The organism is Leucobacter ruminantium (genome assembly GCF_017565705.1).
GTDB classification, from domain to species: Bacteria; Actinomycetota; Actinomycetes; order Actinomycetales; family Microbacteriaceae; genus Leucobacter; species Leucobacter ruminantium.
This window is the reverse complement of record NZ_JAGDYL010000028.1, coordinates 18,000-42,874: the sequence shown is the minus strand read 5'-3', so window position 1 is coordinate 42,874 and position 24,875 is coordinate 18,000. Positions and strand designations below refer to the sequence as shown.

Annotated in this window: 21 protein-coding genes and 1 tRNA gene; 12 read left to right on the top strand and 10 right to left on the bottom strand. The window is 68.9% G+C overall.

The window, feature by feature from the left end; translation table 11 throughout:
* Positions 1 to 184: 184 nt before the first annotated feature.
* From J4H91_RS13475 to J4H91_RS13460, 4 genes are all read right to left on the bottom strand, one after another.
* On the bottom strand, positions 185 to 2,338 hold the full coding sequence (locus J4H91_RS13475; RefSeq protein ID WP_243752985.1) for a heavy metal translocating P-type ATPase: 2,154 nt from the start codon (positions 2,336 to 2,338) through the stop codon (positions 185 to 187).
* 211 nt (positions 2,339 to 2,549) lie between these two features.
* Positions 2,550 to 2,918, bottom strand: coding sequence for an iron chaperone (locus J4H91_RS13470; RefSeq protein WP_208046774.1), 369 nt, complete (start codon positions 2,916 to 2,918; stop codon positions 2,550 to 2,552).
* A 168-nt stretch (positions 2,919 to 3,086) separates the two neighbouring features.
* Positions 3,087 to 3,168 (bottom strand) — tRNA-Leu (locus J4H91_RS13465).
* 26 nt (positions 3,169 to 3,194) lie between these two features.
* On the bottom strand, positions 3,195 to 3,965 hold the full coding sequence (locus tag J4H91_RS13460; protein WP_208046773.1) for a TIGR00645 family protein: 771 nt from the start codon (positions 3,963 to 3,965) through the stop codon (positions 3,195 to 3,197).
* Between the two features lie 236 nt (positions 3,966 to 4,201).
* On the opposite strand from J4H91_RS13460, the gene J4H91_RS13455 reads away from it, so the two are divergent.
* From J4H91_RS13455 to J4H91_RS13425, 7 genes are all read left to right on the top strand, one after another.
* Positions 4,202 to 5,221: a TerC/Alx family metal homeostasis membrane protein gene (locus J4H91_RS13455; protein ID WP_208046772.1), complete on the top strand. Its 1,020-nt coding sequence runs from the start codon at positions 4,202 to 4,204 to the stop codon at positions 5,219 to 5,221.
* A gap of 262 nt (positions 5,222 to 5,483) precedes the next feature.
* Positions 5,484 to 7,052 (top strand): 3-isopropylmalate dehydratase large subunit, encoded by a 1,569-nt coding sequence (gene leuC / locus J4H91_RS13450; protein WP_208046771.1) that lies wholly within the window; start codon positions 5,484 to 5,486, stop codon positions 7,050 to 7,052.
* A 3-nt stretch (positions 7,053 to 7,055) separates the two neighbouring features.
* Positions 7,056 to 7,649, top strand: a complete 594-nt coding sequence (gene leuD / locus J4H91_RS13445) for a 3-isopropylmalate dehydratase small subunit (protein WP_208046770.1) — start codon at positions 7,056 to 7,058, stop codon at positions 7,647 to 7,649.
* Between the two features lie 92 nt (positions 7,650 to 7,741).
* Positions 7,742 to 9,064 carry a UDP-N-acetylglucosamine 1-carboxyvinyltransferase gene (murA, locus tag J4H91_RS13440; RefSeq protein WP_208046779.1) on the top strand — a complete coding sequence of 441 codons (1,323 nt, stop codon included), beginning with the start codon at positions 7,742 to 7,744 and terminating at the stop codon, positions 9,062 to 9,064.
* Positions 9,065 to 9,166: 102 nt separating this feature from the next.
* Positions 9,167 to 9,931 (top strand): lysophospholipid acyltransferase family protein, encoded by a 765-nt coding sequence (locus tag J4H91_RS13435; RefSeq protein WP_208046769.1) that lies wholly within the window; start codon positions 9,167 to 9,169, stop codon positions 9,929 to 9,931.
* Positions 9,928 to 11,049, top strand: a complete 1,122-nt coding sequence (locus J4H91_RS13430; RefSeq protein WP_208046768.1) for an NAD(P)H-dependent glycerol-3-phosphate dehydrogenase — start codon at positions 9,928 to 9,930, stop codon at positions 11,047 to 11,049. The genes J4H91_RS13435 and J4H91_RS13430 overlap by 4 nt, the downstream gene beginning before the upstream one ends.
* Entirely contained in the window at positions 11,046 to 12,185 is a 1,140-nt protein-coding gene (locus J4H91_RS13425) for a D-alanine--D-alanine ligase family protein (protein ID WP_208046767.1), read from the top strand. The genes J4H91_RS13430 and J4H91_RS13425 overlap by 4 nt, the downstream gene beginning before the upstream one ends.
* 220 nt (positions 12,186 to 12,405) lie before the next feature.
* Here the strand turns inward: J4H91_RS13425 and J4H91_RS13420 are convergent, their stop codons facing one another.
* Positions 12,406 to 12,900 carry a DUF3515 family protein gene (locus J4H91_RS13420; protein ID WP_341783553.1) on the bottom strand — a complete coding sequence of 165 codons (495 nt, stop codon included), beginning with the start codon at positions 12,898 to 12,900 and terminating at the stop codon, positions 12,406 to 12,408.
* A gap of 67 nt (positions 12,901 to 12,967) precedes the next feature.
* Here J4H91_RS13420 and thiL point away from each other — a divergent pair, with 67 nt between their 5' ends.
* On the top strand, positions 12,968 to 13,987 hold the full coding sequence (gene thiL / locus J4H91_RS13415) for a thiamine-phosphate kinase (RefSeq protein WP_424960846.1): 1,020 nt from the start codon (positions 12,968 to 12,970) through the stop codon (positions 13,985 to 13,987).
* 13 nt (positions 13,988 to 14,000) lie between these two features.
* Here thiL and J4H91_RS13410 read toward each other — a convergent pair whose 3' ends face one another.
* The 5 genes from J4H91_RS13410 to J4H91_RS13390 all read right to left on the bottom strand — a co-directional run bounded on the left by J4H91_RS13410 (position 14,001) and on the right by J4H91_RS13390 (position 18,967).
* Complete coding sequence (locus J4H91_RS13410; RefSeq protein ID WP_208046766.1) at positions 14,001 to 14,789, bottom strand: DeoR/GlpR family DNA-binding transcription regulator; 789 nt, start codon at positions 14,787 to 14,789, stop codon at positions 14,001 to 14,003.
* A gap of 77 nt (positions 14,790 to 14,866) precedes the next feature.
* Entirely contained in the window at positions 14,867 to 15,340 is a 474-nt protein-coding gene (locus tag J4H91_RS13405) for a ribose-5-phosphate isomerase (protein WP_208046765.1), read from the bottom strand.
* Between the two features lie 25 nt (positions 15,341 to 15,365).
* On the bottom strand, positions 15,366 to 16,874 hold the full coding sequence (locus tag J4H91_RS13400; RefSeq protein WP_208046764.1) for a xylulokinase: 1,509 nt from the start codon (positions 16,872 to 16,874) through the stop codon (positions 15,366 to 15,368).
* Positions 16,875 to 16,910: 36 nt separating this feature from the next.
* Positions 16,911 to 17,933 carry an NAD(P)H-dependent glycerol-3-phosphate dehydrogenase gene (locus tag J4H91_RS13395; protein WP_208046763.1) on the bottom strand — a complete coding sequence of 341 codons (1,023 nt, stop codon included), beginning with the start codon at positions 17,931 to 17,933 and terminating at the stop codon, positions 16,911 to 16,913.
* Positions 17,933 to 18,967 (bottom strand): zinc-dependent alcohol dehydrogenase, encoded by a 1,035-nt coding sequence (locus J4H91_RS13390; RefSeq protein WP_208046762.1) that lies wholly within the window; start codon positions 18,965 to 18,967, stop codon positions 17,933 to 17,935. Before J4H91_RS13390 ends, J4H91_RS13395 begins: the two co-directional genes overlap by 1 nt.
* A gap of 159 nt (positions 18,968 to 19,126) precedes the next feature.
* Here J4H91_RS13390 and J4H91_RS13385 point away from each other — a divergent pair, with 159 nt between their 5' ends.
* The 4 genes from J4H91_RS13385 to J4H91_RS13370 all read left to right on the top strand — a co-directional run bounded on the left by J4H91_RS13385 (position 19,127) and on the right by J4H91_RS13370 (position 24,864).
* On the top strand, positions 19,127 to 20,680 hold the full coding sequence (locus J4H91_RS13385; RefSeq protein WP_208046761.1) for a sugar ABC transporter ATP-binding protein: 1,554 nt from the start codon (positions 19,127 to 19,129) through the stop codon (positions 20,678 to 20,680).
* On the top strand, positions 20,677 to 21,669 hold the full coding sequence (locus tag J4H91_RS13380; protein WP_208046760.1) for an ABC transporter permease: 993 nt from the start codon (positions 20,677 to 20,679) through the stop codon (positions 21,667 to 21,669). The genes J4H91_RS13385 and J4H91_RS13380 overlap by 4 nt, the downstream gene beginning before the upstream one ends.
* A 91-nt stretch (positions 21,670 to 21,760) precedes the next feature.
* Positions 21,761 to 22,807 (top strand): substrate-binding domain-containing protein, encoded by a 1,047-nt coding sequence (locus J4H91_RS13375; protein WP_208046759.1) that lies wholly within the window; start codon positions 21,761 to 21,763, stop codon positions 22,805 to 22,807.
* A gap of 95 nt (positions 22,808 to 22,902) precedes the next feature.
* Positions 22,903 to 24,864 carry a bifunctional aldolase/short-chain dehydrogenase gene (locus tag J4H91_RS13370; RefSeq protein WP_208046758.1) on the top strand — a complete coding sequence of 654 codons (1,962 nt, stop codon included), beginning with the start codon at positions 22,903 to 22,905 and terminating at the stop codon, positions 24,862 to 24,864.
* Positions 24,865 to 24,875: the final 11 nt, after the last annotated feature.

Sequence of the window (24,875 nt, the reverse complement as noted above, 5' to 3'; positions counted from 1 at the left end):
TCGTTAGCCGCGCGGACCTGACCGCGATTCAGGACTCGCTCAACGGCCGACCACGCAAGACGCTCGGATATCTGACACCATCGGAGAAGTTCACGGAACTCGTTGCGACCACCGGTTGAATCCGCCGATCCTCAGCCTGCCCGAACTTCACCGACTCATATAGGAGACACGCCCTAGACAGGGATCAGGCCGAGCGATCCAGGATCCGGGCGGTGCTGGCCTGCGGGGCGAGGTCGAGGCGGCGCAGCAGCTGCGCGTTGAGGGCGACGACGACGGTCGAGACGGACATGAGGATCGCCCCGATGCTCATCGGCAGCACGAAGCCGATCGGTGCGAGGACGCCCGCGGCCAGCGGCACGGAGACGAGATTGTAGCCGGCCGCCCACCACAGGTTCTGCTTCATCTTCCGGTACGCCGCCCGGGAGAGCTCGATGACCGACAGCACCGACCGGGGATCGGAGGAGGCCAGGATCACACCCGCCGAGCCGATCGCCACGTCGGTGCCCGCCCCGATCGCGATGCCGACGTCTGCCTGGGCGAGCGCGGGGGCGTCGTTCACGCCGTCGCCGACCATCGCGACTCTGCGGCCCTCGTGCTGCAGCTCGGCGACCTTGGCGGCCTTGTCCTCGGGGCGCACCCCCGCGAACACACGATCGATGCCGAGATCCCGCGCAACTGTCTCGGCGACGGCCCGCGCGTCGCCCGTGATCATCACGACCTGCGCACCGGCGGCATGCAGCGCGTCGACGGCCTCGCGGGACTCCGACCTGATCTCGTCGGCCAGCCGCAGGGCGCCGATGACCTCGCCCTCGGCGATCACGTGCAGGATGATCGCGCCCTCCTCGCGCCAGGCGTCGGCGACGGCGAGTTCGCCGGCGCCGTGCTGCTCGAGCAGATAGGGGCCGCCGACCTCGACCACGGTTCCGCCTACGACGGCCCTGACGCCCACGGCCGGCGAGGACGAGAACTCCGTGGCGGCGGGTACGTCGAGCTCGCGGGCGCGAGCCGCGCCGACGATGGCGCGGGCGAGCGGGTGCTCGCTATCGGCCTCCGCGGCGGCGGCCAGCACCAGCACCTCGGCCTCGGTACGGCCCCCGACGGACTCGACGCCCGTGACGGTGGGTTCGCCCTTCGTGAGAGTGCCGGTCTTGTCGAACAGGACCGCGTCCACAGTGCGCATGGACTCCAGCGCGAGGCGATCCTTGACGAGCACGCCGCCCCGGGCGGCCCGCTCGGTCGCGATGGACACCACCAGCGGGATCGCCAGGCCGAGCGCGTGCGGGCAGGCGATCACGAGCACGGTGATCGTGCGCACCACGGCGGCGTCGGGCAGCCCGGCGAGCGTCCAGACAGCGGCGGTGACGAGCGCCGCACCCAGCGCGAACCAGAACAGCCACGCCGCCGCGGTGTCGGCGATCCGCTGCGCCCGGGACGAGGACGCCTGAGCGTCTGCGACGAGCTTCCGGATGCCCGCGAGCGCGGTGTCGTCCCCGGTCGCGGTGACCTCGACCCGCAGGCCGGAGTCGGTGGCGACGGTGCCGGCGACCACCTGATCCCCGACCTCGCGGCGCACAGTCTTAGACTCGCCGGTGATCATCGACTCGTCCATCGACGCCGACCCGTCGACGATCCTGCCGTCGGCGGGAACCGAGGATCCCGGGCGCACGATCACCACGTCGCCGACCGCCAGCTCGGCCGGAGCGACCCTGACCACGTCGTCGCCGTCAACCCTCTCGGCCTCGTCGGGGAGCAGCGCGGCGAGCGAGTCGAGGGCGGAGGTGGTCTGCGCGAGCGAGCGCATCTCGATCCAGTGTCCCAGCAGCATGATGACCACCAGCAGTGCCAGCTCCCACCAGAAGTTCAGCTCGTGGTGCAGCATGCCGAGGCTCGCACCCCAGGAGGCGAGGAATGCGACGGTGATCGCCAGTGCGATGAGCAGCATCATGCCCGGCTTGCGGGAGCGGATCTCGCTCAGCCCGCCCGAGAGGAACGGCCTGCCGCCCCAGAGGTAGACGACCGTGCCCAGGATCGGCGACACCCACGCCACCCACGCGGCCTCGGGCAGCTGATAGCCGACGAGGTGGGCGAACATGTCGTTGAAGGCCACTACCGGCACGGCGAGCACGAGCATGATCCAGAACAGGCGGCGGAACTGCCCGACGTGGTCGCCGTGATCGTGGTGGCCGGCATGACCGGTGCGCCCGCGGTCTGCATGGCCGTGGTCGTGGTGCGAGTAAGTCGCGTAACCGTGATCGTCGTGCCCGGCCCGGCCGTCCGACGCGTGCTGATGCGCATGCTCCACGTGGTCGTGGTGTCCTGTCGAGTGATCGCTGCTCATGATCTCCTGCCTTCCTGCGCGGCTCGCGGCCGGAGAGCTGCAGTCCTCTCCCGGTTCAGCCGGTACGACAATCCAACGCTATACCCCTAAGGGGTATTCCTGGACGAAGCGATCATCTTCGGACTCAGGGCAAAACGGGCTTCGTCGCGCGGAACTCGACGGCGCAGCTCAGGATTGCGCGATGGCACCCACGATCTTGCTCTTCGTCGTCTCAACGGCCATCGTTCGACCCATCGATCTCCCGAACGTGGAATCGCACCAGCTCCTCGATCAGCTCATCGGGAAGCGGGTTATCGAGGGTGAACTGGATCGCGTGCTCGGTGGTCTTGTACCCCGAGAGTGAATCTCTCAGCGCCTCGATGGCCCACGACGAGGGGTAGAAGCTCATGTGCTTCTTGGAGGCGGTGAAGTACACCAGCGCGCGATCCCCGTACTTCAGCGTCGGCATGCGGTACGTGATCGCCTCTTCGACCTCGGGCACCAGTCGCGTCACGAGCCGGCGTATGCGTTCGAGCTCCGCGCGGAATGCGGGATCGACGCGGGCCAGATACTCGTCGATGCTCGTCGCTGCGTCGCCCATCGCTCCCCGTCCTCTCCTCGAAGGTCTCCGGTGCGACTCTATCCGAGAGGCCCCACGAGATGGACGAACTCGGGAATCCGGACGGGCCAGATACGCCCACCGCCCCCGACGCGAACGGCCCCCCGCCCCGGGGCGCGAGTTCCCGGGCCGGAGGCCGTCTCATTCGCGTGCGCGAGGGGGGACTTGAACCCCCACGTCCGAGGACACTGGAACCTAAATCCAGCGCGTCTGCCAATTCCGCCACTCGCGCGAAGCGCCCGCGGGCGCCGTCTCAGCTTAGCGCTCGTCGACGGTTCGAGCGCCCTCCGGGAGCGGGCTGCCGACCGGCACCCGTACGGTGATGAACCCATCGGGATCGGCCGCACCCGACCAGGCAGACGCCGCCGTGTCGGCGCCGCGCAGCCCCGCCTCGATCCGCCCGGCGGTGATCGGCTGCGCCGAAGCCGCGGGGGAGTGGTGGCTCATGCGGTCGATCCAGGCGAGCGCGAGAGCCGAGACGATGAAGGCGAGGTGGATCACGACCTCCCACAGCACCCCGTCCCAGGAGTAGAGCACCGAGCCGTCGGCGTTCCGCACGACGCCGTCTTCCATACGACCGACCTCGATGAACGTCTTGAGCAGGTGGATCGACGAGATCGAGATGATCGAGATCGCGAGCTTGACCTTGAGCAGGTTGGCGTTGACGTGCGACAGCCAATCGGGCTCGTCATGGTGCCCCTCGACGCGGATCTTCGACACGAAGGTCTCGTAGCCGCCGATGATCACCATGATCAGCAGGTTCGCGATCATCACGATGTCGATGAGCGCGAGCACGCTGAGCATGACCTCGGTCTCGCTGATGTGGCCCGCGATGATCGCGTTCTCGACGAGGTGCCAGAGCTCGACGAAGAAGAGCACCACGTAGACGGCTTGGGCGATGATGAGGCCGAGGTAGAGCGGCGCCTGCAGCCAGCGGCTCGCGAAGATGAAGCCGGCGAGGGTGCGCGAGGCTGGGCCCGGGCCCCTCTCGGCGCTGCGCTCGATCGGCGGCGCGGAACGGTCGATCACGGGATCCCCTCAGGTCGTCTCGGCACGAACGGGTGATCATGCTAGCGCAGGGGTGCCGCGCGGAAGCTGAACGCGGGTATACTGGTCGCCGCGAGGGGGAGTATCCCGAACACCTGGCATCGTCAATACGCAGCGCTCCGTGGCGCTGCCGGTGCGGGCGGCAACGCGAGAGCGCTGCCGGGGAGAGACCTTCGGTCGTTCGCGCACCCTTGCGCCCGCCGAAGGAAAGAGTCCACGTGACGTCAGTTCTCCCGCTCTGGTTCGAAGTCGGCTCGATGATCGCCCTGGTCGCGATCCTCGTGCTCGACCTGCTGCTCATCATCAAGCGCCCTCACGTGCCGAGCATGCGCGAGGCCAGCCTCTGGGTCGGTTTCTACGTGCTGCTCGCGCTCGTGTTCGCCGGTGCGATCTTCCTGCTCGGCGATGTGCAGCACGGTACGGAGTTCCTGGCGGGCTGGCTCACGGAGTACAGCCTCTCGATCGATAACCTGTTCGTGTTCGTGCTGATCCTCGCGAGCTTCAAGGTGCCGCACGCGTATCAGCAGCGCGCGCTCATGATCGGCATCATCCTCGCACTCATCTTCCGCGGCCTCTTCATCCTCGCGGGTGCCGCGATCATCGAGCGCTTCATCGCGGTCTTCTTCCTCTTCGGCGCCTGGCTCATCTGGACCGCGTGGCAGCAGGTGAAGCCGGGCGGGCACGACGACGAGGGAGACAGCTGGATCATCCGCCAGGTGAAGAAGGTCATGCCGTTCAGCGACCACTACGACGGTGGCAAGCTGCGCACGACGATCGACGGCAAGCGCATGTGGACCCCGTTCATGCTCGTGCTCATCTCGCTCGGAGCCACCGACCTGCTCTTCGCGCTCGACTCGATCCCCGCGATCTTCGGTATCACGCAGAGCCCGTTCATCGTGTTCACCGCCAACGTGTTCGCGCTCATGGGCCTGCGCCAGCTCTACTTCCTGCTGGGCGGCCTGCTCGACAAGCTCGAGTACCTCAAGTACGGCATCGCCGCGATCCTGGCGTTCATCGGTGTGAAACTGATCCTGCACGCCCTGCACGAGAACGAGCTGCCGTTCATCAACGGCGGCCATCACGTGCCGGTTCCCGAGATCAACATCTGGATGTCCCTCGGCTTCATCGTCGCCGCAATGGCCGTCGCCACGATCGCGAGCGTCGTGAAGATGCAGCGCGAGGCGAAGGCCCATGGCGAGAGGCTGCACCTCGGCGCTGCCGATACCCCCGAGGACTGATCGCGTCTCACGATCTTCGCGAGGGATCCCGCCGCAGGGATCCCTCGCGGAATCATGAGAGCCCGTGCGCTGCGACTCCCGGCCCGGCCCGGTGATAGACTCTTGCTCATGCGTATGCGGCAGCTTCTTCTTCGACGCCGCGACGGGGTCTAGCCCATCGGCCCACCCGTCGCGGAGTTCTCGCATGGCCGATCCACCGCGCACGGAGCCGAGCATGTGTTCGTGCAGCGCAGAATTTCCGAGAAGAGAAGCACACAGAATCATGACTGATCAGCACGCGTCAGAACCCGCGACCGCTCCGCGTCCCCGCACCCTCGCCGAGAAGCTGTGGGACGCCCACACCGTGGTGAAGGGCGAGGACGGCAATCCCGACCTGATCTACATCGACCTCCACCTCATCCACGAGGTGACGAGCCCGCAGGCGTTCGACGGCCTTCGCATGGCGGGCCGCCCGCTGCGCCGCGTCGACCTCATGATCGCGACCGAGGATCACAACACGCCGACGGTCAACATCACCAAGGAGATCGAGGATCCGACGAGCCGGGTCCAGATCGAGACGCTGCGCAAGAACGTCGCGGAGTTCGGCGTGCGCGCGCACCCGCTCGGCGATAAGGAACAGGGCATCGTGCACGTCGTCGGCCCGCAGCTCGGCCTCACGATGCCCGGCATCACGGTCGTCTGCGGTGACAGCCACACCTCGACCCACGGCGCATTCGGCGCGCTCGCATTCGGCATCGGCACGAGCGAGGTGGAGCACGTCATGGCGACCCAGACGCTGCCGCTGAAGCCGTTGAAGACCATGGCGATCAACGTCGAGGGCGAGCTGCGCCCCGGGGTCACCGCGAAGGACATCATCCTCGCCGTGATCGCGAAGATCGGCACGGGCGGCGGGCAGGGCTACGTGCTCGAATACCGCGGCTCGGCGATCCGCTCGCTGAGCATGGACGGCCGCATGACGATCTGCAACATGTCGATCGAGGCCGGCGCCCGCGCGGGCATGGTCGCGCCCGACGAGACGACCTTCGAGTACGTGAAGGGCCGCGATCACGCGCCGAAGGGCGCCGACTGGGACGCGGCGGTCGCCTATTGGAAGACGCTGCCCACCGACGAGGGCGCCGTCTTCGACAGGGAGGTGTTCATCGACGCGAACGAGCTCGAGCCGTTCGTGACGTGGGGCACCAACCCCGGCCAGGGGGTGCTGCTGAGCGACCGCGTGCCGAACCCCGCCGAGATCGTCGATCCGAACGAGCGCGCAGCCGCCGAGCGCGCGCTCGAGTACATGGACCTCGAGGCGGGCACGCCCATGAAGGAGATCGCGGTCGACGCGGTGTTCATGGGTTCGTGCACGAACAGCCGCCTCGACGACCTGCGCACCTTCGCCGAGCTCATCAAGGGCAAGAAGAAGGCCGACGGCGTTCGCCTCATGGTGGTGCCGGGCTCGGCCCGCGTGCGCCTCGAGGCCGAGGCCGAGGGCATCGACCGGATCGTCGAGGAGTTCGGCGGCGAGTGGCGCTTCGCCGGCTGCTCGATGTGCCTCGGCATGAACCCCGACCAGCTGGCGCCGGGGGAGCGCTGCGCCTCCACCTCGAACCGCAACTTCGAGGGGCGCCAGGGCAAGGGCGGGCGCACGCACCTGGTGTCGCCGCTCGTTGCGGCGGCCACTGCGATCCGCGGAACGCTCTCGAGCCCCTGGGACCTGCAGGAGGACGCGGCGAGAGGGATCACGCACGACGCCCCGCCGCTGACCGAGGAGCAGGCCGCGAAGATCCGCCGCCGTCTCACCATCACCCCCGTCGCAGAGATCGGCGCAGACGAGAAGGTCGAGGCCTGAGCCATGGACAAGTTCACCACGCTGACCGCCGTCGCGGCTCCCCTGAAGCGCTCCAACGTCGATACCGACCAGATCATCCCGGCCGTCTTCCTGAAGCGCGTCACCAAGACGGGCTTCGACGACGCGCTCTTCCACCACTGGCGGCAGGATCCCGAGTTCGTGCTCAACCAGCCGGTCTTCGCGAACGCGCAGATCCTCGTCGCGGGCCCCGACTTCGGCACCGGGTCGTCGCGCGAGCACGCCGTCTGGGCGCTGCGCGATTACGGCTTCAAGGTCGTGATCTCGGCGCGCTTCGCCGACATCTTCCGGGGCAACTCGGGCAAGCAGGGGCTGCTCGCCGCCCAGGTCGAGGAGGCCGACGTCGAGCGGCTGTGGGCCGCGATCGACGCCGATCCCGGCGTCGAGCTCACGGTGAGCCTCGAGGACTGCACGGTGTCGGTCGGGAATACGACGGTGCCGTTCCAGATTGATGAGTACACCCGGTGGCGGCTGCGCGAGGGGCTCGACGATATCTCGTTGACCCTGCGCGACGAGCAGGCCATCTCCGATTTCGAGGCGACGCGTCCCAGCTGGATGCCGACGACCACCCTGTCTTGAGGAGCCGAGTGAGCGACAACGACCAGACCCCTGAGGCGACCCCCGACGGGGGTCTCAAGCACGATGCGCAGCAGGCGGGCGCACGCGTCGGCCTGACCTCCGACGAGATCATCATCAACGGCGGACGGCCGCTGAAGGGCCGTATCGAGGTGCGCGGCGCGAAGAACCTCGCGCCGAAGGCGATGGTTGCGGCCCTCCTGGGCCAGACCCCGAGCATCCTGCGCAACGTGCCGAACGTCTCCGACATCCGCGTGGTCGCCGGTCTGCTCGCCCTGCACGGCGTGCTGATCACGAAGGGCGACGATCCGGGCGAGTGGCGCCTGGATCCCTCGAACGTCGAGCAGGCGCACCACGCCGACATCGACGCGCACGCGGGTTCCTCGCGCATCCCGATCCTGTTCTGCGGCCCGCTGCTGCACCGCCTCGGCGAGGCCTTCATCCCCGATCTCGGCGGCTGCCGCATCGGCGACCGCCCGATCGACTTCCACCTCGACGCGCTGCGCAAGTTCGGCGCCGTCGTCGAGAAGCTGCCGAGCGGCATCAGCCTCACCGCGCCGAACGGGCTCAAGGGAGCGAACATCGAGCTGCCCTACCCGTCGGTCGGGGCGACCGAGCAGGTGCTGCTCACGAGCGTGCTCGCCGAGGGGCAGACCGAGCTGCGCAACGCGGCCATCGAGCCCGAGATCATCGACCTCATCTGCATCCTGCAGAAGATGGGCGCGATCATCACGGTCGAACCCAACCGCGTCATCTTCATCGAGGGCGTGAAGGAGCTGCGCGGCTACGACCACCGCGCCATCTTCGACCGCAACGAGGCCGCGAGCTGGGCCTCGGCCGCTCTCGCGACCGGGGGCGACGTGTTCGTCGGCGGGGCGAAGCAGGAGGAGATGATGACCTTCCTGAACGTCTTCCGCAAGGTCGGCGGGGACTTCGACGTGCACGACGACGGCATCCGCTTCTGGCATCCGGGCGGCCCGCTCAAGCCGGTCACGATCGAGACCGACGTGCACCCCGGCTTCATGACCGACTGGCAGCAGCCGCTCGTCGTGGCGCTCACGCAGGCGGAGGGCGTGTCGACCATCCATGAGACCGTCTACGAGAACCGCTTCGGTTTCACCGACGCGCTCAACAAGATGGGCGCCGACATCCGCGTCTACAAGGACGGGCTGCACGACGAGACGCGTCGCGTGCTGCGTCGCGAGTTCGAACAGGCCGCGGTGATCACCGGCCCCACCCCGCTCTCGGGCGCCGAGATCGAGGTGCCCGATCTGCGCGGCGGCTTCAGCTACCTCATCGCCGGGCTCACGGCCGAGGGGCAGACGAAGGTCACGAACCTCGGGATCATCTCGCGCGGCTACGAGAACTTCATCGAGAAGCTGCGCCAGCTGGGCGCCGATTTCATCTTCGAGAGCTGAGATCTCCGACACTCCGGGCGCGGCGGTGATTCTGCGCCCGGATTCCGCGGCCTCCCGGCGGATATGCCGTCGGGAGGCCGCGGCGTCCGGGATAATCGAAGCATGACTCACACGGTGCAGCTGCGGAGCCGGCCGTCGGCAGAGAAACGCCGACCCTCGATGTTCTGGTTGCTCGCCGGGATGATTCTTCCACTGTGGTCCCTCATGGTGCGCTACCGCTTCACCCCGACCTCGAAGCTCCCCTCCGGCCCGTTCATCCTCGCCCCCAATCACTACAGCGAGATCGACCCGATCGCCATGGGCGCCGCGGTGTGGCACCTCGGGCGTCTGCCGCGCTTCATGGCGAAGGCGAGTCTCTTCAAGGTTCCGGTGCTCGGATGGGTGCTGCGGGCGTCGGGGCAGATCCCTGTGGAGCGCGAGGGATCCAGCCGCTCCGGCAACAGTCCGATGGGCGCTGCGAACCAGTTGATCGAGCGGCAGGCGGGCGTGATCGTGTATCCCGAGGGAACACTGACGAGGGATCCCGAGCTGTGGCCGATGCGCGGTAAGAGCGGAGCGGTGCGCCTCGCCCTCGCATCGGGCATCCCGCTGATACCCGTCGCCCACTGGGGCACGCAGCGGTTGATGCCGCGCTACGGCAAGCGGATCCACCCCTTCCCCCGGAAGACGATCGAGGTCGCCGTGGGTGAGCCCCTCGACCTCAGCCGCTACCGCGACCGGGGCCTCGACCAGCGGGTCGTGTCGGAGGCGACGAAGGATCTGATGGACGCGATCACCGCGCTGCTCGCCGAACTGCGCGGCGAGCAGCCGCCCGCTGAGCTGTGGGATCCGAGCAAGCACCAGCAGAGCGAGACGGGACGCTTTTGAACACACGACCGATTCCCATCGTCGCGGCGGGAGAGCGCCGCAACCGCGGCCGCAAAGTCGCCGTCATCGGAGCGGGCAGCTGGGGCACGACCGTCGCGAAGGTCCTCTGCGACGCCGGCTGCGACGTGCGCATCTGGGCCCGGCGCCCCGAGGTGGCGAGCGAGATCCAGGTCGCGAAGCGCAACTCGCAGTACCTGCCGGGCATCAACCTGCCGAAGCAGCTGCAGGCGACGAGTGATCTCGCCGCTGCGCTGAAGGGCGCGCGGCTCGTCTTCCTGGCGGTGCCGAGCCAGACGCTGCGCCAGAACCTGCTCGATATCGAGCCCTACCTCGACCGCCGCAGCGTGCTCGTCAGTCTCGTGAAGGGCGTCGAGAAGACCACGACGATGCGGATGTCGGAGGTGATCGCCGATACCCTCGACCTCGAGCCCGAGCGCATCGGGGTCATCTCGGGGCCCAACATCGCCCTCGAGATTGCGAAGGAGCAGCCGACCGGCGCCGTCGCCTCGTGCGCGTCGCTCGAAGTCGCGCAGGAGATCGCCACGGCGGCCTCCGCGCCCTACTTCCGCACTTACGTCAACACCGACGTGGTGGGCACCGAACTGGGCGGCGTGCTCAAGAATCTGATCGCGCTCGCGATCGGCATCGTCGACGGCGTCGGATACGGCGAGAACACGAAGGCGGCGATCATCACCCGCGGTCTCGCCGAGATGACGGAGTTCGCGGTGGCGCAGGGAGCCGACCCGACGACGCTCTCGGGCCTTGCGGGCCTCGGCGACCTCATCACCACCTGCCAGTCGCCGCTCTCGCGCAACAACACCGCCGGCCGGCTCATCGGACAGGGGTACACGCAGGAGGAGACGCGCGAGCAGATGCAGCAGGTCGCCGAGGGCATCACCTCGGTGGCTCCCGTGCTCGAGATCGCCCGCGAACGCGGTATCGTCATGCCCATCGTCGAACAGGTGCAGATGGTGCTCGAAGGCCGCATGGCGCCGAAGGATCTGGGCCCGCACCTCGCCACCGAGGACGACGTGCCGCAGCCCGAGCTGAGCCTGAACGCGACGAAGCCGGGCCGATGGCGGCGGCTGCTCGACCGGATGAGGGGACACGCCGAATGACCGAGAACGAATTCGGCCCGGAGGCCGCCGTGCGGGCGAAGCGCACCCTCGTGCTGCTGTTCGGCGGCCGCTCGAGCGAGCACGGCATCAGCTGCGTCACCGCGGCCGGCGTGCTGCACGCCATCGATCGCGAGCTGTTCGACGTGATCCCCGTCGGCATCACCAAGCACGGCGCGACGGTGCTGATGCGCGAGGACGAGCTCGACGGCTACCGGCTCGACGCCGCGGCGCTGCCCGAGGTCCTCGACAACGGTACGCGGGTGCTCTGGCCCGCCTCGACCGAGACACGATCGCTCACCGTGATCCACTCCGACGGCGATATCCGCTCCCTCGGCCACGTGGACGCAGTGCTGCCGATGCTGCACGGCCCCTACGGCGAGGACGGCACGATCCAGGGCCTCTTCGACCTCGTAGATCTGCCCTACGTGGGCAGCGGCGTGCTCGGCTCGGCGCTGTGCATGGACAAGCACGCCGTGAAGACGGTGCTGTCCGAGGCCGGCATCCCGGTGGCTCCGTGGCGCATGATCACCCAGGGTGAGCTCGACAGGGATCCCTCGCTCATCTCATCGCTCGACGAAGGGCTGAGCTACCCGCTCTTCGTGAAGCCGGCGCGCGCGGGATCCAGCGTCGGCGTGAGCCGGGTCACCGGGCCGGAGGGGCTTCCCGCGGCCCTCGAACTCGCCTTCGCGGAGGACCGCATGGTGCTCGTCGAGTCCGGCGTCGTCGGTCGTGAGATCGAGATCGCCGTGCTCGGCGGCCGCGACGGGGGTGCTCCGCGGGCGAGCACCGTGGTCGGCGAGATCGTGTTCACGGGGCGCGAGTTCTACGACTTCGAGGCGAAGTATCTCGGCGCGGCCGGAGTGGAGCTCGAACTGCCCGCCTCGGTGACCGAGGCCGAGCTCGCGGCGATCGGCGACGCCGCGGTGCGGGCCTTCGAGGTGGCGCAGTGCGACGGGCTCGCGAGGATCGACTTCTTCCTGACCGACGACGGCCCCGTGCTCAACGAGATCAACACGATGCCCGGCTTCACGCCGATCTCGATGTACCCGCGGCTGTGGGAGGAATCGGGGCTCGGCTACACGGAGCTCATCACCGAGCTCGTCGAACTCGCGCTCGCGAAGCGCCCGGCGTACTAGGCTCGCGGGGACGGCGGCGCCCGGATCCCTCGCGGGGTCGGCCGGATCCCTCGCGCCTCTCCGCCTCGGCTCCTCGCGCGGATGGGGCAGCTCATTCGGGTCAGAACGCCGGATTCGGTCCGAATGAGCTGCCAGATCCGAATGAAGGGGTGCCGCGCCGCGCGGAGAGGCGGCGGAGAAACCGACGGCGGCGCGCGGGCTTCCGTCGGCGCCGCGCAGCCTACGCGCCCGGGCCGAGGTCGAAGGTGTCGTCGACGCTCGTGCACTGCCGCACCTGCGGCAGCTCCTTCACGACTGCCCCGAGATCGAGTACCGCGGCGGTGCCGCTCGCCTTCTCGGAGTCGACGATCACCTCGAGACCGGGGGAGCGGCCGTAGGCCTCGAAGCGGTAGAGCGGGGCGCGCGAGTCGTCGACGATCCAGTCGACGCCGTTCACGTTGACGCACTCCTGCGTGGTGGGCCCGCTCGGCTCGATGCCGCAGTAGAGCAGCACGCCGGCGGGATCGCCCCAGGCGCCGGTCGCCTGCGCGTTGGTGGTGCGCTTGTCGAGCTCGGCGACGGTCTGCGGCAGACGCACGATGACGTCGGCGCAGGCCGGGTCATTGGCGTCGGGCGCGGCGTCCATCGGCACATCGCCCGCGCACCCGGTGAGCAGGGAGGCGGTGGCGACGAGGGCCGCAGCTGCGGCGGCGAGGCGGGTGCTGCGGGAGGTCACCCTGCCAGCCTACCGCTGCGCGGCCGTGCGATCCCGCGGAGCCCCGAGGCGCTAGCGTGGAGGTGTGATCAGAAGCGAGGGATCCGCCCAGACCGTCGGCGAGCTTGGCGAGAGCGGCGTGCTCGCGCGCGTGCTCGCGCAGCTCGGTGCGGCGGACGCGGCGAGCCTCGGGCCGGGCGACGACTGCGCCGTCATGCGGGTGCGGGGCGAGCTCGTGGTGACGAGCGACACGATGATCGAGGGCCCCGACTTCCGCTCCGCCTGGCACTCGGGATACGAACTCGGCTGGAAGCTGGCCGCGACGAACCTCTCCGACGTCGCGGGAATGGGCGCGCGTCCCACCGCGCTCACGGTCTCGCTCGCCGTGCCGGGGGACACGCCGGTGTCACTGCTCGAGGAGATCGCGCGCGGGCTCGATGCGGCCTGCCGGGCCCTCGCGCCCGGCTGCGGCGTGATCGGCGGCGACCTGGGGCGCGCCCCGGTGCTGGTCGCCGCGGTGACGGCACTCGGCGAGCTCGACGGACGGCCCGCCGTGACGCGGACGGGCGCCAGGCCGGGCGATACGGTGGCCTACGCCGGCGATCTCGGGCTCGCCGGCCTCGGCCTGTCGCTGCTCTTCGCGGAGTCGGCCGAGGCCGACGGTACGGCGCATGGGCGCGCCCTGCCCGGGCTGCGGAAACGGCACGCCGCCGCGCTCGCGGCGCAGCTCGCGCCTACGCCCCCGATCGGGCTCGGCGCCGTCGCGGCCGAGGCGGGGGCGACCGCGATGATGGACGTCTCGGACTCGCTCTCGCTCGACGCGGCGCGCCTCGCAGGCGCGAGCGGAGTCGCGATCGATCTCTCGACGGCCGCGCTCGAGTCGGGTTTCGGTGTGCAGCGGGGGCAGGCGGTGCCGCTCGTCGCGATGCTCACGGGCGGCGAGGATCACGGCCTCCTGGCGACCTTCGCGCCCGACGCCGCGCTGCCCGAGGGGTTCCGTGCGATCGGGCGAGTCGTCCCGGAGGGCGAGGGATCGCTCACCCTCGACGGAGCCGCCTGCCGTCCGAGCGGCTGGGATCCCTACACGGTCGTGCCGCCGGGCTCCTGAACAACCGCACCGCTCAGGCGACGGGGGCGACGATGACCGTCTCGACCTGCTCCCGCAGGCGCTCGAGGTGCTTCTCGTCGATGCCGTCGTCGACGACTACCGCGGCGAATTCATCGAGGCGGGCCTGCCGATGCAGCGCGCGCCGCTCGAACTTCGTGTGGTCGACGAGCAGAACCGTTTGCTCGGACTGGTTCATGAGCGCCCGCTTGGTGAGCAGGGGCACCTCCGCCGGATGGAAGGTGGCGTGGTTGCCGACGGCGGTCGCCGAGATGAATGCGACGTCGATTTGGAGCGCGCGGATCCCATCGATCGCCGCCGAGCCGTTGAACGACATGAACTCGTGCGAGTAGCTGCCGCCGATCGCGATCAGCCGGCTCTTCGGTACGGCGGAGACCCTGTCGATGATGATGTGGGAGTTGGTGACGATCGTCAGGCCCGCCCGCTCCAGGAGGGCGGGCACGAGTGCGAGGGCAGTGGTGCTGTCATCGAGTGCTACGACCCGCACGTCCTCCTGCGTGTCGAGCCAGTCGCTCGCGGCCGCAGCGATCGCGGCCTTCTGCGGCACCATGTGATGTTCGCGGAACGCCACGTTCCGCTCCTGCTCTTCGAAGGGTGTGGCGCGCGCGCCGGAGCGGACCTTCGTCAGGGCGCCTCGGGCGTCGAGGGCGTCGAGGTCGCGGTGGATCGTCATCGCGGTCACGCCGAAGCGGTTCGCGAGTTCCGCCACCCGCACGAAGCCCTGCTCGGAGACGAGGGTGGAGATCTCGCTCCGGCGCTGGTCTACGTCGGATCTACTGGCCATGTGCGCCTCCGGTCACGACTTTCGACTTTCCGTGTGTTCTCCGAGGCTAGCAGGGGTCGTCGGGGGTGATCCGCCGTTCAGGCCGCGCTCTCCGGATGCTCGTATGCGTCGATGAGCGCGACCTTCTCGGCGCTCGCGCTCGAGGTGTCGAAGCGGTATTCCAGCCATTCGCGCACGAGGCGCCTGGCGAGTTCGAGCCCGATGACGCGCTGGCCCATCGTGAGCACCTGGGCGTCGTTGCTGAGGATGGCGCGTTCGACCGAGAAGCTGTCGTGCGCCGTCACCGCGCGGATGCCGGGCACCTTGTTGGCCGCGATCGCGACGCCGAGGCCGGTGCCGCAGATGAGCAGCGCCCGGTCGGCCTCGCCTCGGGCGACCCGCTCGGCCGCCTCGATGGCGACGGTCGGGTAGGGGGTGCGACCGTCGGCATCGACGCCGATGTCCTCGACGGAGGAGACAAGGTCGCTGTCCTGCAGATCGCGTTTCAGCGCCTCTTTGTAGTCGTGGCCGGCCTCGTCGGATCCGATGACGATGCTGAGCGGGGTGTGCATGGTGTCCTCGTTTCGGAAGTTGGTGCTAGCTGGTGAGTCCGAGCGCGGCGGCACCGGAGTCGAAGGACGCCAGGGCAGGGGCCACCGTGGCGTACAGGGGGAAGATCTCCGCGTAGCGCTCGGCGCGGTCCGGGTGGGGCTCGACCCTTCGTTCGGGTCGGGTCATGGCCGCGGCGGCAGCTTCGATGTCTCCGTCGAAGCGGGTGGCGGCCGCCGCGAGGATCGCGGCGCCGAGGGCGGTGGCCTCGGTGGTGCACGCGAGTTCGAGCGGTCGACCCGTGACGTCGGAGATGATCTGGAGCCACCGGTCGGAGGCGGTGCCCCCGCCCGTGACGGCGATGCCTTCGATGGGGCTGCCTGCGTGCTCGAAGCCGTCGCACAGCAGACGTATCTCGAACGCGAGCCCCTCGAGCACGGCGCGGTAGAACTCCGCCGCGGTGTGGTCGTCGCTGATGCCGACGAACGCGCCTCTCATCCGGTCGTCCCAGTACGGGGTGGCTCCACCCGAGAGGTGGGGCACGAACATCAGCGACTGCATGCGGCCCTCGGATCGCTCCACCGCGAGCTCGAACGGATCTTCGTCGCGGTGCCCGGCGGTGTCATCGGCGGGCAGCGCGAAGCTCTTGCGGAACCACGAGACCGAGTACGAGCCGCTGGCGATGAACGCGTCGAGCGTGTGGCCGTGCCCCAGCGGGCTCGCCATGACCCGATAGCTGGGGGAGGGATCGACGCGCTCGCTGTGGGTGCCGAGCGCGATCGAGGTGCCGAGGCTGAGATAGGCCTGTCCCGGGGCGACGATGCCGGAGCCGAGGCCGGCGCACTGCCCGTCGCCACCTCCTGCGATGATGGGCAACCCCACGGGCAGGCCCGTGAGCTCGGCCGTCTCGGGCAGGAGTCCGCCGATCGGGCTTCCGGGAGACACGATCTCGGGCAACTGTTCGATACGGACGGAGGCGAGTTCGAGCAGCCGCTCCGACCACCGGCCGGATCGGTGATCGACGAGGCCGGTCGGGTCGGCGGACGCGGAACTCGTGGCGAATCGACCGGTCATCGCGAGGGAGAGGTAGGCGTGCACGTCCGCGATCCGGGCCGTCCGATCGAGCGCTTCTGGCTCGTTCTCGGCCAGCCAGGCGAGTTTGTAGAAGCTCGGGGTCGTCGAGGGCGGTTTGCCCGAGAGATCGTGCACCTCGGGGGTGCCGAGCGAGCGGACCTGTTCCCCCGGTCGGCCGTCGAGCCAGAGTATCGCCGGCCGCACGGGGTCGTTCTCCTCATCCAGGCACGCGAAGCTCTCCCGCTGATGCGTGATGCCGACGGCCAGCGTCTCGTCTCCCCGCTCCCGCAGGCGGGTCGACACCTCCCGTAGCGCGGCGGCGGTCGTGCTCCACCACTCCGTCGGATCCTGCTCTCGCCAGCCGGTTCGCGGCGCGGAGAGCGAGATCGGTGCTCGGCCGATGGCGCGCACGGCTCCGTCGAGCGAGAAGGCGACGGCCTTGCTCGCCGTGGTCGATGAGTCGACGGCGATGACGACTTCCATGGGTGTTCTCCTTCGAACAGGGGTGAGGAATCGTTCTCAGGGTGTCAGAGCCGTGCTGAACTCCGTGTGCGGGTCTGATCCCGCATCGTCGAGGACGCGGCGGATGGCGTGCAGCAGCGGCACGCGGTTCGGGCTCGCGCCGGCCTGATCCGCGAATTCCGCTCCCAACCCGCAGGCGGCGATCCCCTCGACCGTGAGACCGGCCGCGTCCATCGCGGCCCGCGCCTGGGGAACCGTCTCGCCGGTGCCGAGACGGCTGCCGAAGACCTTGTTCCTGCCCGAGAGCCCGGTGACCTCGAGGTCGCCGACGCCCGCGAGTCCGAATGCGGTCTCGGTGCGCCCGCCGGTCAGTTCGGAGAGCACGGACATCTCGCCGACCGCTCGGGCGAACAGAGCCGATTTGAGGTTGTGCCACGGCTGCCCGGTGCGCTGCTGTAAGCCGTCGGCGTAGCCCAGCGCGATCGCGTAGACGTTCTTCAACGGCGCGCAGATCTCCAACCCGGTCTCGTCGTCCGAAACCTCGACGCGGTAGTCGTCGGTTGCGAGAAGCGCCGCCGCGCGGACGGCCTCCTCGCGGTCGTGCGACGCGTAGAGCGTCGAGGTGATCCGGCCCGCTGCGACCTCGTCCGCCTTGCAGGGGCCTCCGATCGCGACGATGCGCCGTTCGGGCTGTCCGAGTGCTTCCCTGACGGCCTCCGGCATGAGCGTGATCGTTCCGTCGGCTCGGCGATGGAACCCCTTGCTCGCGAGCATGATCGGGATGTCTCCGATGCGCGCGGCCGCGCGGGCCGCGGTGTCGTGGACGCCGGGCGATGAGACCGCGATGATCACGGCGTCGGTTCCGTCGAGCGCCGCTTCCAGCTCGGTGTCTCTGAACCAGCTGACGCCCTCGGGTGAGCGGACGCCGGTGCCGGGGTGCGGTGCGCCCGAGCTGAGCGCGTCGAGCCGGGCGTCGTCGAGGTGCGTGCCCCAGAGGCGCACGCGATGTCCGTTGCGGCTGAGCGGGGTGGCGAGGGCCGAGCCCATCGCTCCTGCCCCGAGAATCGTGATCTCTCCCATCACGGCACCAGCGCGTACTTGCTGCCGCGACCTGCAGCCATGTCTTCGAGGCTCTCGACGAGTGCGTCGAGGGGCCGCACCTCGCTGATGAGCGACATGCCGTCGACCTGACCGCTGATGAGCAGGTTGACCGCGGTCTGCACGTACTTCGGAGTGTGATGGAATACGCCCTTCAGCGTGTACTCCTCGTAGTGCATGGCGGAGGAGTCGACCCCGAACATCGCACCCTTAGGGGTGCCGCCGAAGAGCACTGCCGTGCCGCCCGGGCGCAGCGCGCGCACCGCCTGCTCCCACACCTGTGGGAGCCCGACGGCTTCGATGCTCACGTCGGCCCCGCGGCCGCCGGGCGTCGTCGAGCGGATGGCTTCGAGCACGTCGTCGGCGTCGAGGCCGGTGATGTCGACGGTCTGCTTCGCCCCCGCGCGTTCGGCCTCGCCGAGGCGGAACGCGCTCTGGTCGACGCTGACCACGTTGGCGCCGCGCAGAGTCGCGAGCCTCACGAACATGAGGCCGATCGGGCCCGCTCCGTGCACGACGACGGTGTCGCCGAGGCGGATTCCCGATTCGTCGATGCCGTGCACCACGGTCGCCAGGGGCTCGAGAGGGGCCGCGGCCTCGAAGGCGAGGGATTCGGGGATCTCGTACGTGTTGCGGGCGACGATGGCGGCGGGAATGGTGACCTCTTCGGCGAAGGCGCCGTTCAGGAACTGGAGGTTCTCGCAGAGGCTCTCGCGGTTGATGGTGCAGGCCCAGCAGGCGCCGCAGGGGGCAGTGTTCGCCGCTACGACGCGCATGCCTGGGCGGAATCGCGTGACCCCTTCTCCGACGGAGGTGACGACGCCCGCGAACTCGTGCCCGAAACGTGCGGGAAGCACGGGGAACAGCTTCGGGTGACCGCGTCGGTACGACTTGAGGTCCGTGCCGCAGGTCGCTGCGGCGCGCACCTCCACGGCGACCTCGCCCGGTCCGGGCGGAACCGGATCGACTTCTTCGATTGCGAGCTGACCTGGCCCTCGGAAAATCGCGGCTCTCATGGTGGATCCTCTTCTCTCGGTCGGGGCGACCTGCAAGTGAATGTAACAGAAAAATATTGCTAATGTCGATATTGACACTTTATATTCTCGCAACTATGGTGAATTAATCACGTGACATCGCGGAGTGGCGATGTTCGAACGGCAAAGGAGCGGTCTCGGATGGTCCACGCACTCTCGGTAACCGGGCTCAAGAAGTCCTTCGGCGGCGTACCCGTGCTGCGGGACATGAGCTTCGATGTGGCTCCGGGCAGCGTCACCGTTCTCGCGGGCGAGAACGGCGCGGGCAAATCCACGCTCTTCAAGATCATCAGCGGTCAGCTCGCGCCCGACGACGGCACAGTGGAGATCGAGGGATCTCGGCTCGACAGCGTCAATCCTCACGCCGCCCGCGCGCTCGGCGTCGGCATCGTTCCCCAGGAGCTGGCGCCCTACGAAGACCTCAGCGTCGCCGAGAACCTGTTCGTGGGACACGAGCCCAAGCGCTTCGGGTTCGTGCTCAAGCGTCGGGAGATGGTGGCCCGGGCCCGCTCGATGCTCGAGGAGTTCGGCGTCTCGATCGATCCGTCGAGGCCGATGAGCTCGCTCTCCGTCGCGTACACCCAGATCATCGAGATCGTGAAGGCGACCACCTCGGGAGCGCGCGTGCTGCTGCTCGACGAGCCGACCTCCTCGATCCCCGCGGCGGAGGTGGCCCGACTCTACGCCGTGATCGACAGGCTCCGCGCACAGGGCGTGGCGATGATCTACACGACGCACCGCATGGCGGAGATCGAGGCGATCGCCGATCGCGTCGTCGTGCTGCGCGACGGCGCGCTGGTGCTCGACGAAGAGGCCGGGAGCGTGGCTCCCGAGCAGATCGTCACGGCGATGATCGGACGCGATCTCGGGCAGCTGTTCCCGCAGATCGAGCCGCCGGGGGAGACGACGGCGATCTCGGTATCCGGCCTGCGTCGCCGTGAAGGCGTTCCGACGATCGACCTCGAGGTGCGGCGCGGAGAGATCCTCGGGATCGGCGGCCTCGTGGGCGCCGGGCGCTCAGCAACCCTCGCAGCCCTCTTCGGCGCACGACGCGCAGTGGAGGGAACGGTCGCAGTGGGAGACCGCCGTCTCGACAGGCCGAGGGTCCGTGACTCCATCGCGGCGGGCGTCGCCTTCGTCCCGGAGGATCGCAAAGCGGCGGGCCTCATACTGAGCCGATCGGTTCTCGACAATCTCACCCTGCCCTATCTCCAGGACCACGCCGTGCTCGGCGTGCTCAAGCAGCCCTCCCGCAGACGCACGGCCAAGGAGCTGGGCGAGCGCGTGCGTCTCAGGTCCCGATCCCTCGGCCAGCTCGTCGAGACGCTGTCCGGGGGCAACCAGCAGAAGATCGTCATCTCGCGCTGGCTCGGGCGAACGCCCTCGGTGCTGCTGCTCGACGAGCCCACGCGCGGCGTCGACGTCGGTGCACGAGGCGAGATCTACCGCATCATCTCGGACCTCGCGGCATCCGGGATGGCCGTCATCCTGGTCAGCTCCGACATGCCCGAGCTCATCGGCATGAGCCATCGTGTCTGCGTCATGCGACGCGGCGAGATCACCGGCGAGCTCACCCGCGAGGAGCTGGATTCGCCCGAGGCGCAGAACCGCATCTTCCACCTGGCGAGCGGCGAGGAGGCCGCGCTGACCGCCGCTGTCCCGACCATTCCTTCGACGAAGAGAGCTACACGATGAGTTCCGCAACCACCGCGATCGGCGGGTTCCGCTCCCGATTCACCAAGGAGACCATCGGCAGACTGCTGGTGCGCAACGCGATGGTGATCGTGCTGCTACTGGTGATCGCCTACTTCAGCTATCGAAGCGCCCGCTTCGCCACCCCCGACAATGTCGTCACCATTCTCGTGGCGGCGGCGCCGTTCGCGCTCGTCGCCCTCGGCCAGACGCTCGTGATCCTCACCGGTGGCATCGACCTGTCCGTCGGATCGGTGATCGCGGTCAGCGCGATGTCGGGCGCCTGGGTCGCCGTGAACATGCCCGACTCGCTCTGGCTCGCCCCGGTCGTCGCCGCGGGCGTCGGCATAGTGTTCGGCCTGATCAACGGACTCATCGTCAGCCTCTTCAACGTGCCGCCGTTCGTCGCGACGCTCGGCACCATGACGGCGGCCTCCGGTTTCGCCTACGTCATCGGCAAGGGGGCCCCGATCAACGGCCTTCCCGGCGGCTACGGGGCGTTCGCGAACACGGCGTTCTTCGGGCTGACCATCCCGGTGATCCTGATGATCCTCGGCTTCCTCCTGTTCTGGTTCATGCTGACGCGCACCACGTTCGGTCTCCGCGTCTACGCGGTCGGCGGTAACGCCACCGCCGCCTCGCTCGCGGGCGTTCGCACCAAGCGCACGCTCATCTGGGTCTACGTCGCGAGCGGTCTGCTCGCGGGGGTCTCGGGTCTGATGATCTCGTCTCGCGTGATCTCGGGCGCGCCCACACTCGGTGCGGGCTACGAGCTCGACGCGATCGCCGCCGTCGTCATCGGCGGGGCGAGCCTCTTCGGCGGCCGCGGCACGGTCTGGGGCACGCTCCTCGGCCTGCTGCTCATCCAGACGCTCAACAACGGCCTCGACATCCTCGTCGTGCCCGCCTACTGGCAGTCCGTCATCAAGGGAGCCCTCATCGTCGCGGCCGTCGGCATCGACGTCTGGGCGACCAGACGAGCGCGCAGATAGACGCTCGCATCCTCGACTCGCACATCCCACACATCCAACAACGGAACGGTTCCGCATCGGTGGAACCGTCCCATCCTCGAAGGAGAACACTATGAAGTTCACACGCAGATTGCGCTACGCGGTTCCAGCGGTCCTCGCGGTCGGAGCGCTCGCGCTGACGGGCTGCGGAGCAGGCGATCCGGCAAGCAAGGGCGCCGACGGAGAGCAGGCGCTGACGATCGGCGTGTCGGTGTATGACATGAGCTCGTTCATCACGCAGGGCCAAGAGGGCATGGAGGCCTACGCCGACGCCAACGGCATCGACCTGGTCTGGAACTCCGCCGATCTCGACGTCTCGAAGCAGGCGACGCAGCTGCAGCAGTACGTCGACCAGAAGGTCGACGCGATCGTCGTGGTGCCGGTGCAGGCCGACTCCCTCGGCCCGCAGCTCGAAGCCGCAGCCGCCGCCGACATCCCGGTGGTTGCGGTGAACGCAGCGCTCGACGACACCACCAACCTCGCATCGTCGGTGCTTCCCGACGACATCGCCGCGGGCGAGCAGGAGATGGAGATGATGGTCGAAGCGCTCGGCGGCAAGGGCAAGATCGTCGTGCTGCAGGGACCGCTCGGCCAGTCGGCCGAGCTCGACCGCACCACCGGCATCGAGAACGTGCTCGCGGAGAACACGGGCATCGAGGTGCTGGCGAAGGACACCGCGAACTGGAAGCGCGACGAGGCCGTCAACAAGATGAAGAACTGGATCTCGGCCTTCGGCGACGACATCACCGGTGTTGTGGCGGAGAACGACGATATGGGGCTCGGCGCGCTGCAGGCGCTCCGCGAGGCCAACATGGACATCCCCGTGGTCGGCATCGACGGCATCGAGGACGGCCTCAACGCCGTCAAGGACGGCAGCTTCATCGGCACCAGCCTGCAGCACGGGCGCGTCGAGCTCGCCACGGGTCTCGCCGTCGCGGCGAAGGCGGCGGCGGGCGATGAGGTCGATGAGCTCTACACCTACGTGATGCCCGCCGTCACGCCCGACAACGTCGACGAGTTCTACGCGAACGTCGTCAGCGACTCCGACGCCTTCCTGGAGCGTCTGCCTGATCTCATCGCGGCCAACCTCGAGTCCGGCGACCTCTCGAACGAGAAGTAGTCGAGCAGCAGAAGACGAGCGGGGGCGGGCGGAGACCCGCCCCCGCTCCACCCCTCACTCCGGCCTGGGATCCAGGCATCAAGAAAGGCAGTTCATTGAGCGCTCAGACCCCCGCCCCCGATACCCGCTCGCCGCTGGAGCAGTGCGTCGCCGTCTCCCGCACGCTCGGGCAGAACGTCGACCTCGTGCTCCATGGCGGAGGCAACACATCCGCGAAGGAGAAGGTGCACGATGTGACTGGCGAGCTCGTCGACATCGTGCACGTGAAGGGAAGCGGCTGGGATCTCGGTTCGATCGAGCCGGCGGGCTTCACTCCGCTGCGTCGCGAGCGTCTGCTCGAGCTGTCGCGACTCCCCGAGCTCGACGACACCACTCTCGTCAACGAGCTGCGCCAAGCCTCCCTCCGCTCCGACGCACCGGCTGCTTCGATCGAGGCGATCCTGCACGCCGTGATCCCTTCCAAGTACGTGCTGCACACGCACGCCGATGCGATCGTCACCCTCACCGATCTGCCCCAAGGGCGCCGGACCGTGGAGCAGGCGCTGGGCGAGAACCTGCTGATCCTCGACTACGTGAAGCCCGGGTTCGTGCTCGCCCGAGCGGTGGCGGAGGCGTGGGCGCGCCTTGAGGATCCCGACTCCGTGGCCGGTCTCGTACTGCTGAACCACGGGCTCTTCACCTTCGCCGACAGCGCTGAGGAGGCGCTGGCGCGTCACCTCGAGCTCGTCGAACGTGCGCAGGCCTACGTGCGGGCCCGGGTGCCCTCCGACGAGGATCGCGCAGCGCTCTCGGGCCCGCCCGAGCCGATCAGGCACGCGGAGCTCCGCTCGCGGGTCAGCGCCGTTGCGGGTCGCGCGATGATCCTCGAGCACCGACCCAGCCACTCGGTGGCGGCTCTGATGGCCCACCCGGCCTATCCCGACCTCGCGCTGCGCGGCACCATCACCCCTGACCACGTGATCCGCACGAAGCGGCTTCCCTGCGTCGGGGACGACGTCGAACGGTACGCGGATGAATACCGCGCATACGTCGAACGCCAGAGCGCCCGCACCGGTGAGCGGGTCACGCCGCTCGATCCGGCACCCCGCGTCATCCTCGATGCGGAGATCGGACTGATCGGCGTGGGGGAGACCGTCGCCGCCGCCGCGATCTCCGCCGACATCTACGAGCACACGGCGCAGGTGATCCAGGACGCCGAGGGGCTCGGCGGCTATCGGACGTTGAACGAGGACGCGCTCTTCGACATCGAGTACTGGGAGCTGGAACAGGCGAAGCTGCGCAGCGGCAAGGCAATGCCCCCCTTCCAAGGCGAGGTGGCGCTCGTCACGGGAGCGGCCTCGGGTATCGGTCGGGCCTGCGCGATCGCGCTGCACGAAGCCGGCGCGGCCGTCGTGGCGCTCGACCGGGCGGAGGCCGTGCTCGATACCGTCGCCGACGCGCGTTGGCACGGGATCGTCTGCGATGTCACCGACCCGAAGGCCGTGCGTGGGGCGGTCGAGGATGGTGTGCGCCGCTTCGGCGGACTCGACATGCTGGTGCCGGCCGCCGGGGTCTTCGCCGCGAGCGCACCGATCACCGACCTCGACGAGGCCGCGTGGAGACTCAGCATGTCCGTGAACGTGGACGGGCTGTTCTCCCTGTTCCGCGCGGCGAAGCCCTATCTCGCCCTGGCTCCCAACGGCGGGCGCGTGGTGCTCATCGCCTCGAAGAACGTCCCCGCTCCGGGCCCGGGCGCCGCGGCGTACTCCGCGTCGAAGGCCGCGGCGACGCAGCTGGCCAGGGTGGCGGCGCTCGAGTGGGCCGAGGTCGGCATCCGGGTGAACATGGTGAACCCCGATGCGGTGTTCGATACCGGTCTCTGGACGCCCGAGCTGCTCGCCGAGCGCGCGGCGAAGTACGGACTCAGCATCGACGAGTACAAGCGGCGCAACCTGCTGCGCACCGAGGTCACGAGTCGGCAGGTGGCGCATGTGGTGAGGGATCTCTTCCACGGCCACTACGCCGCGACGACCGGAGCGCAGATCCCCGTCGACGGGGGCAGCGACCGCATCGTCTGAGCGGCGAAGCC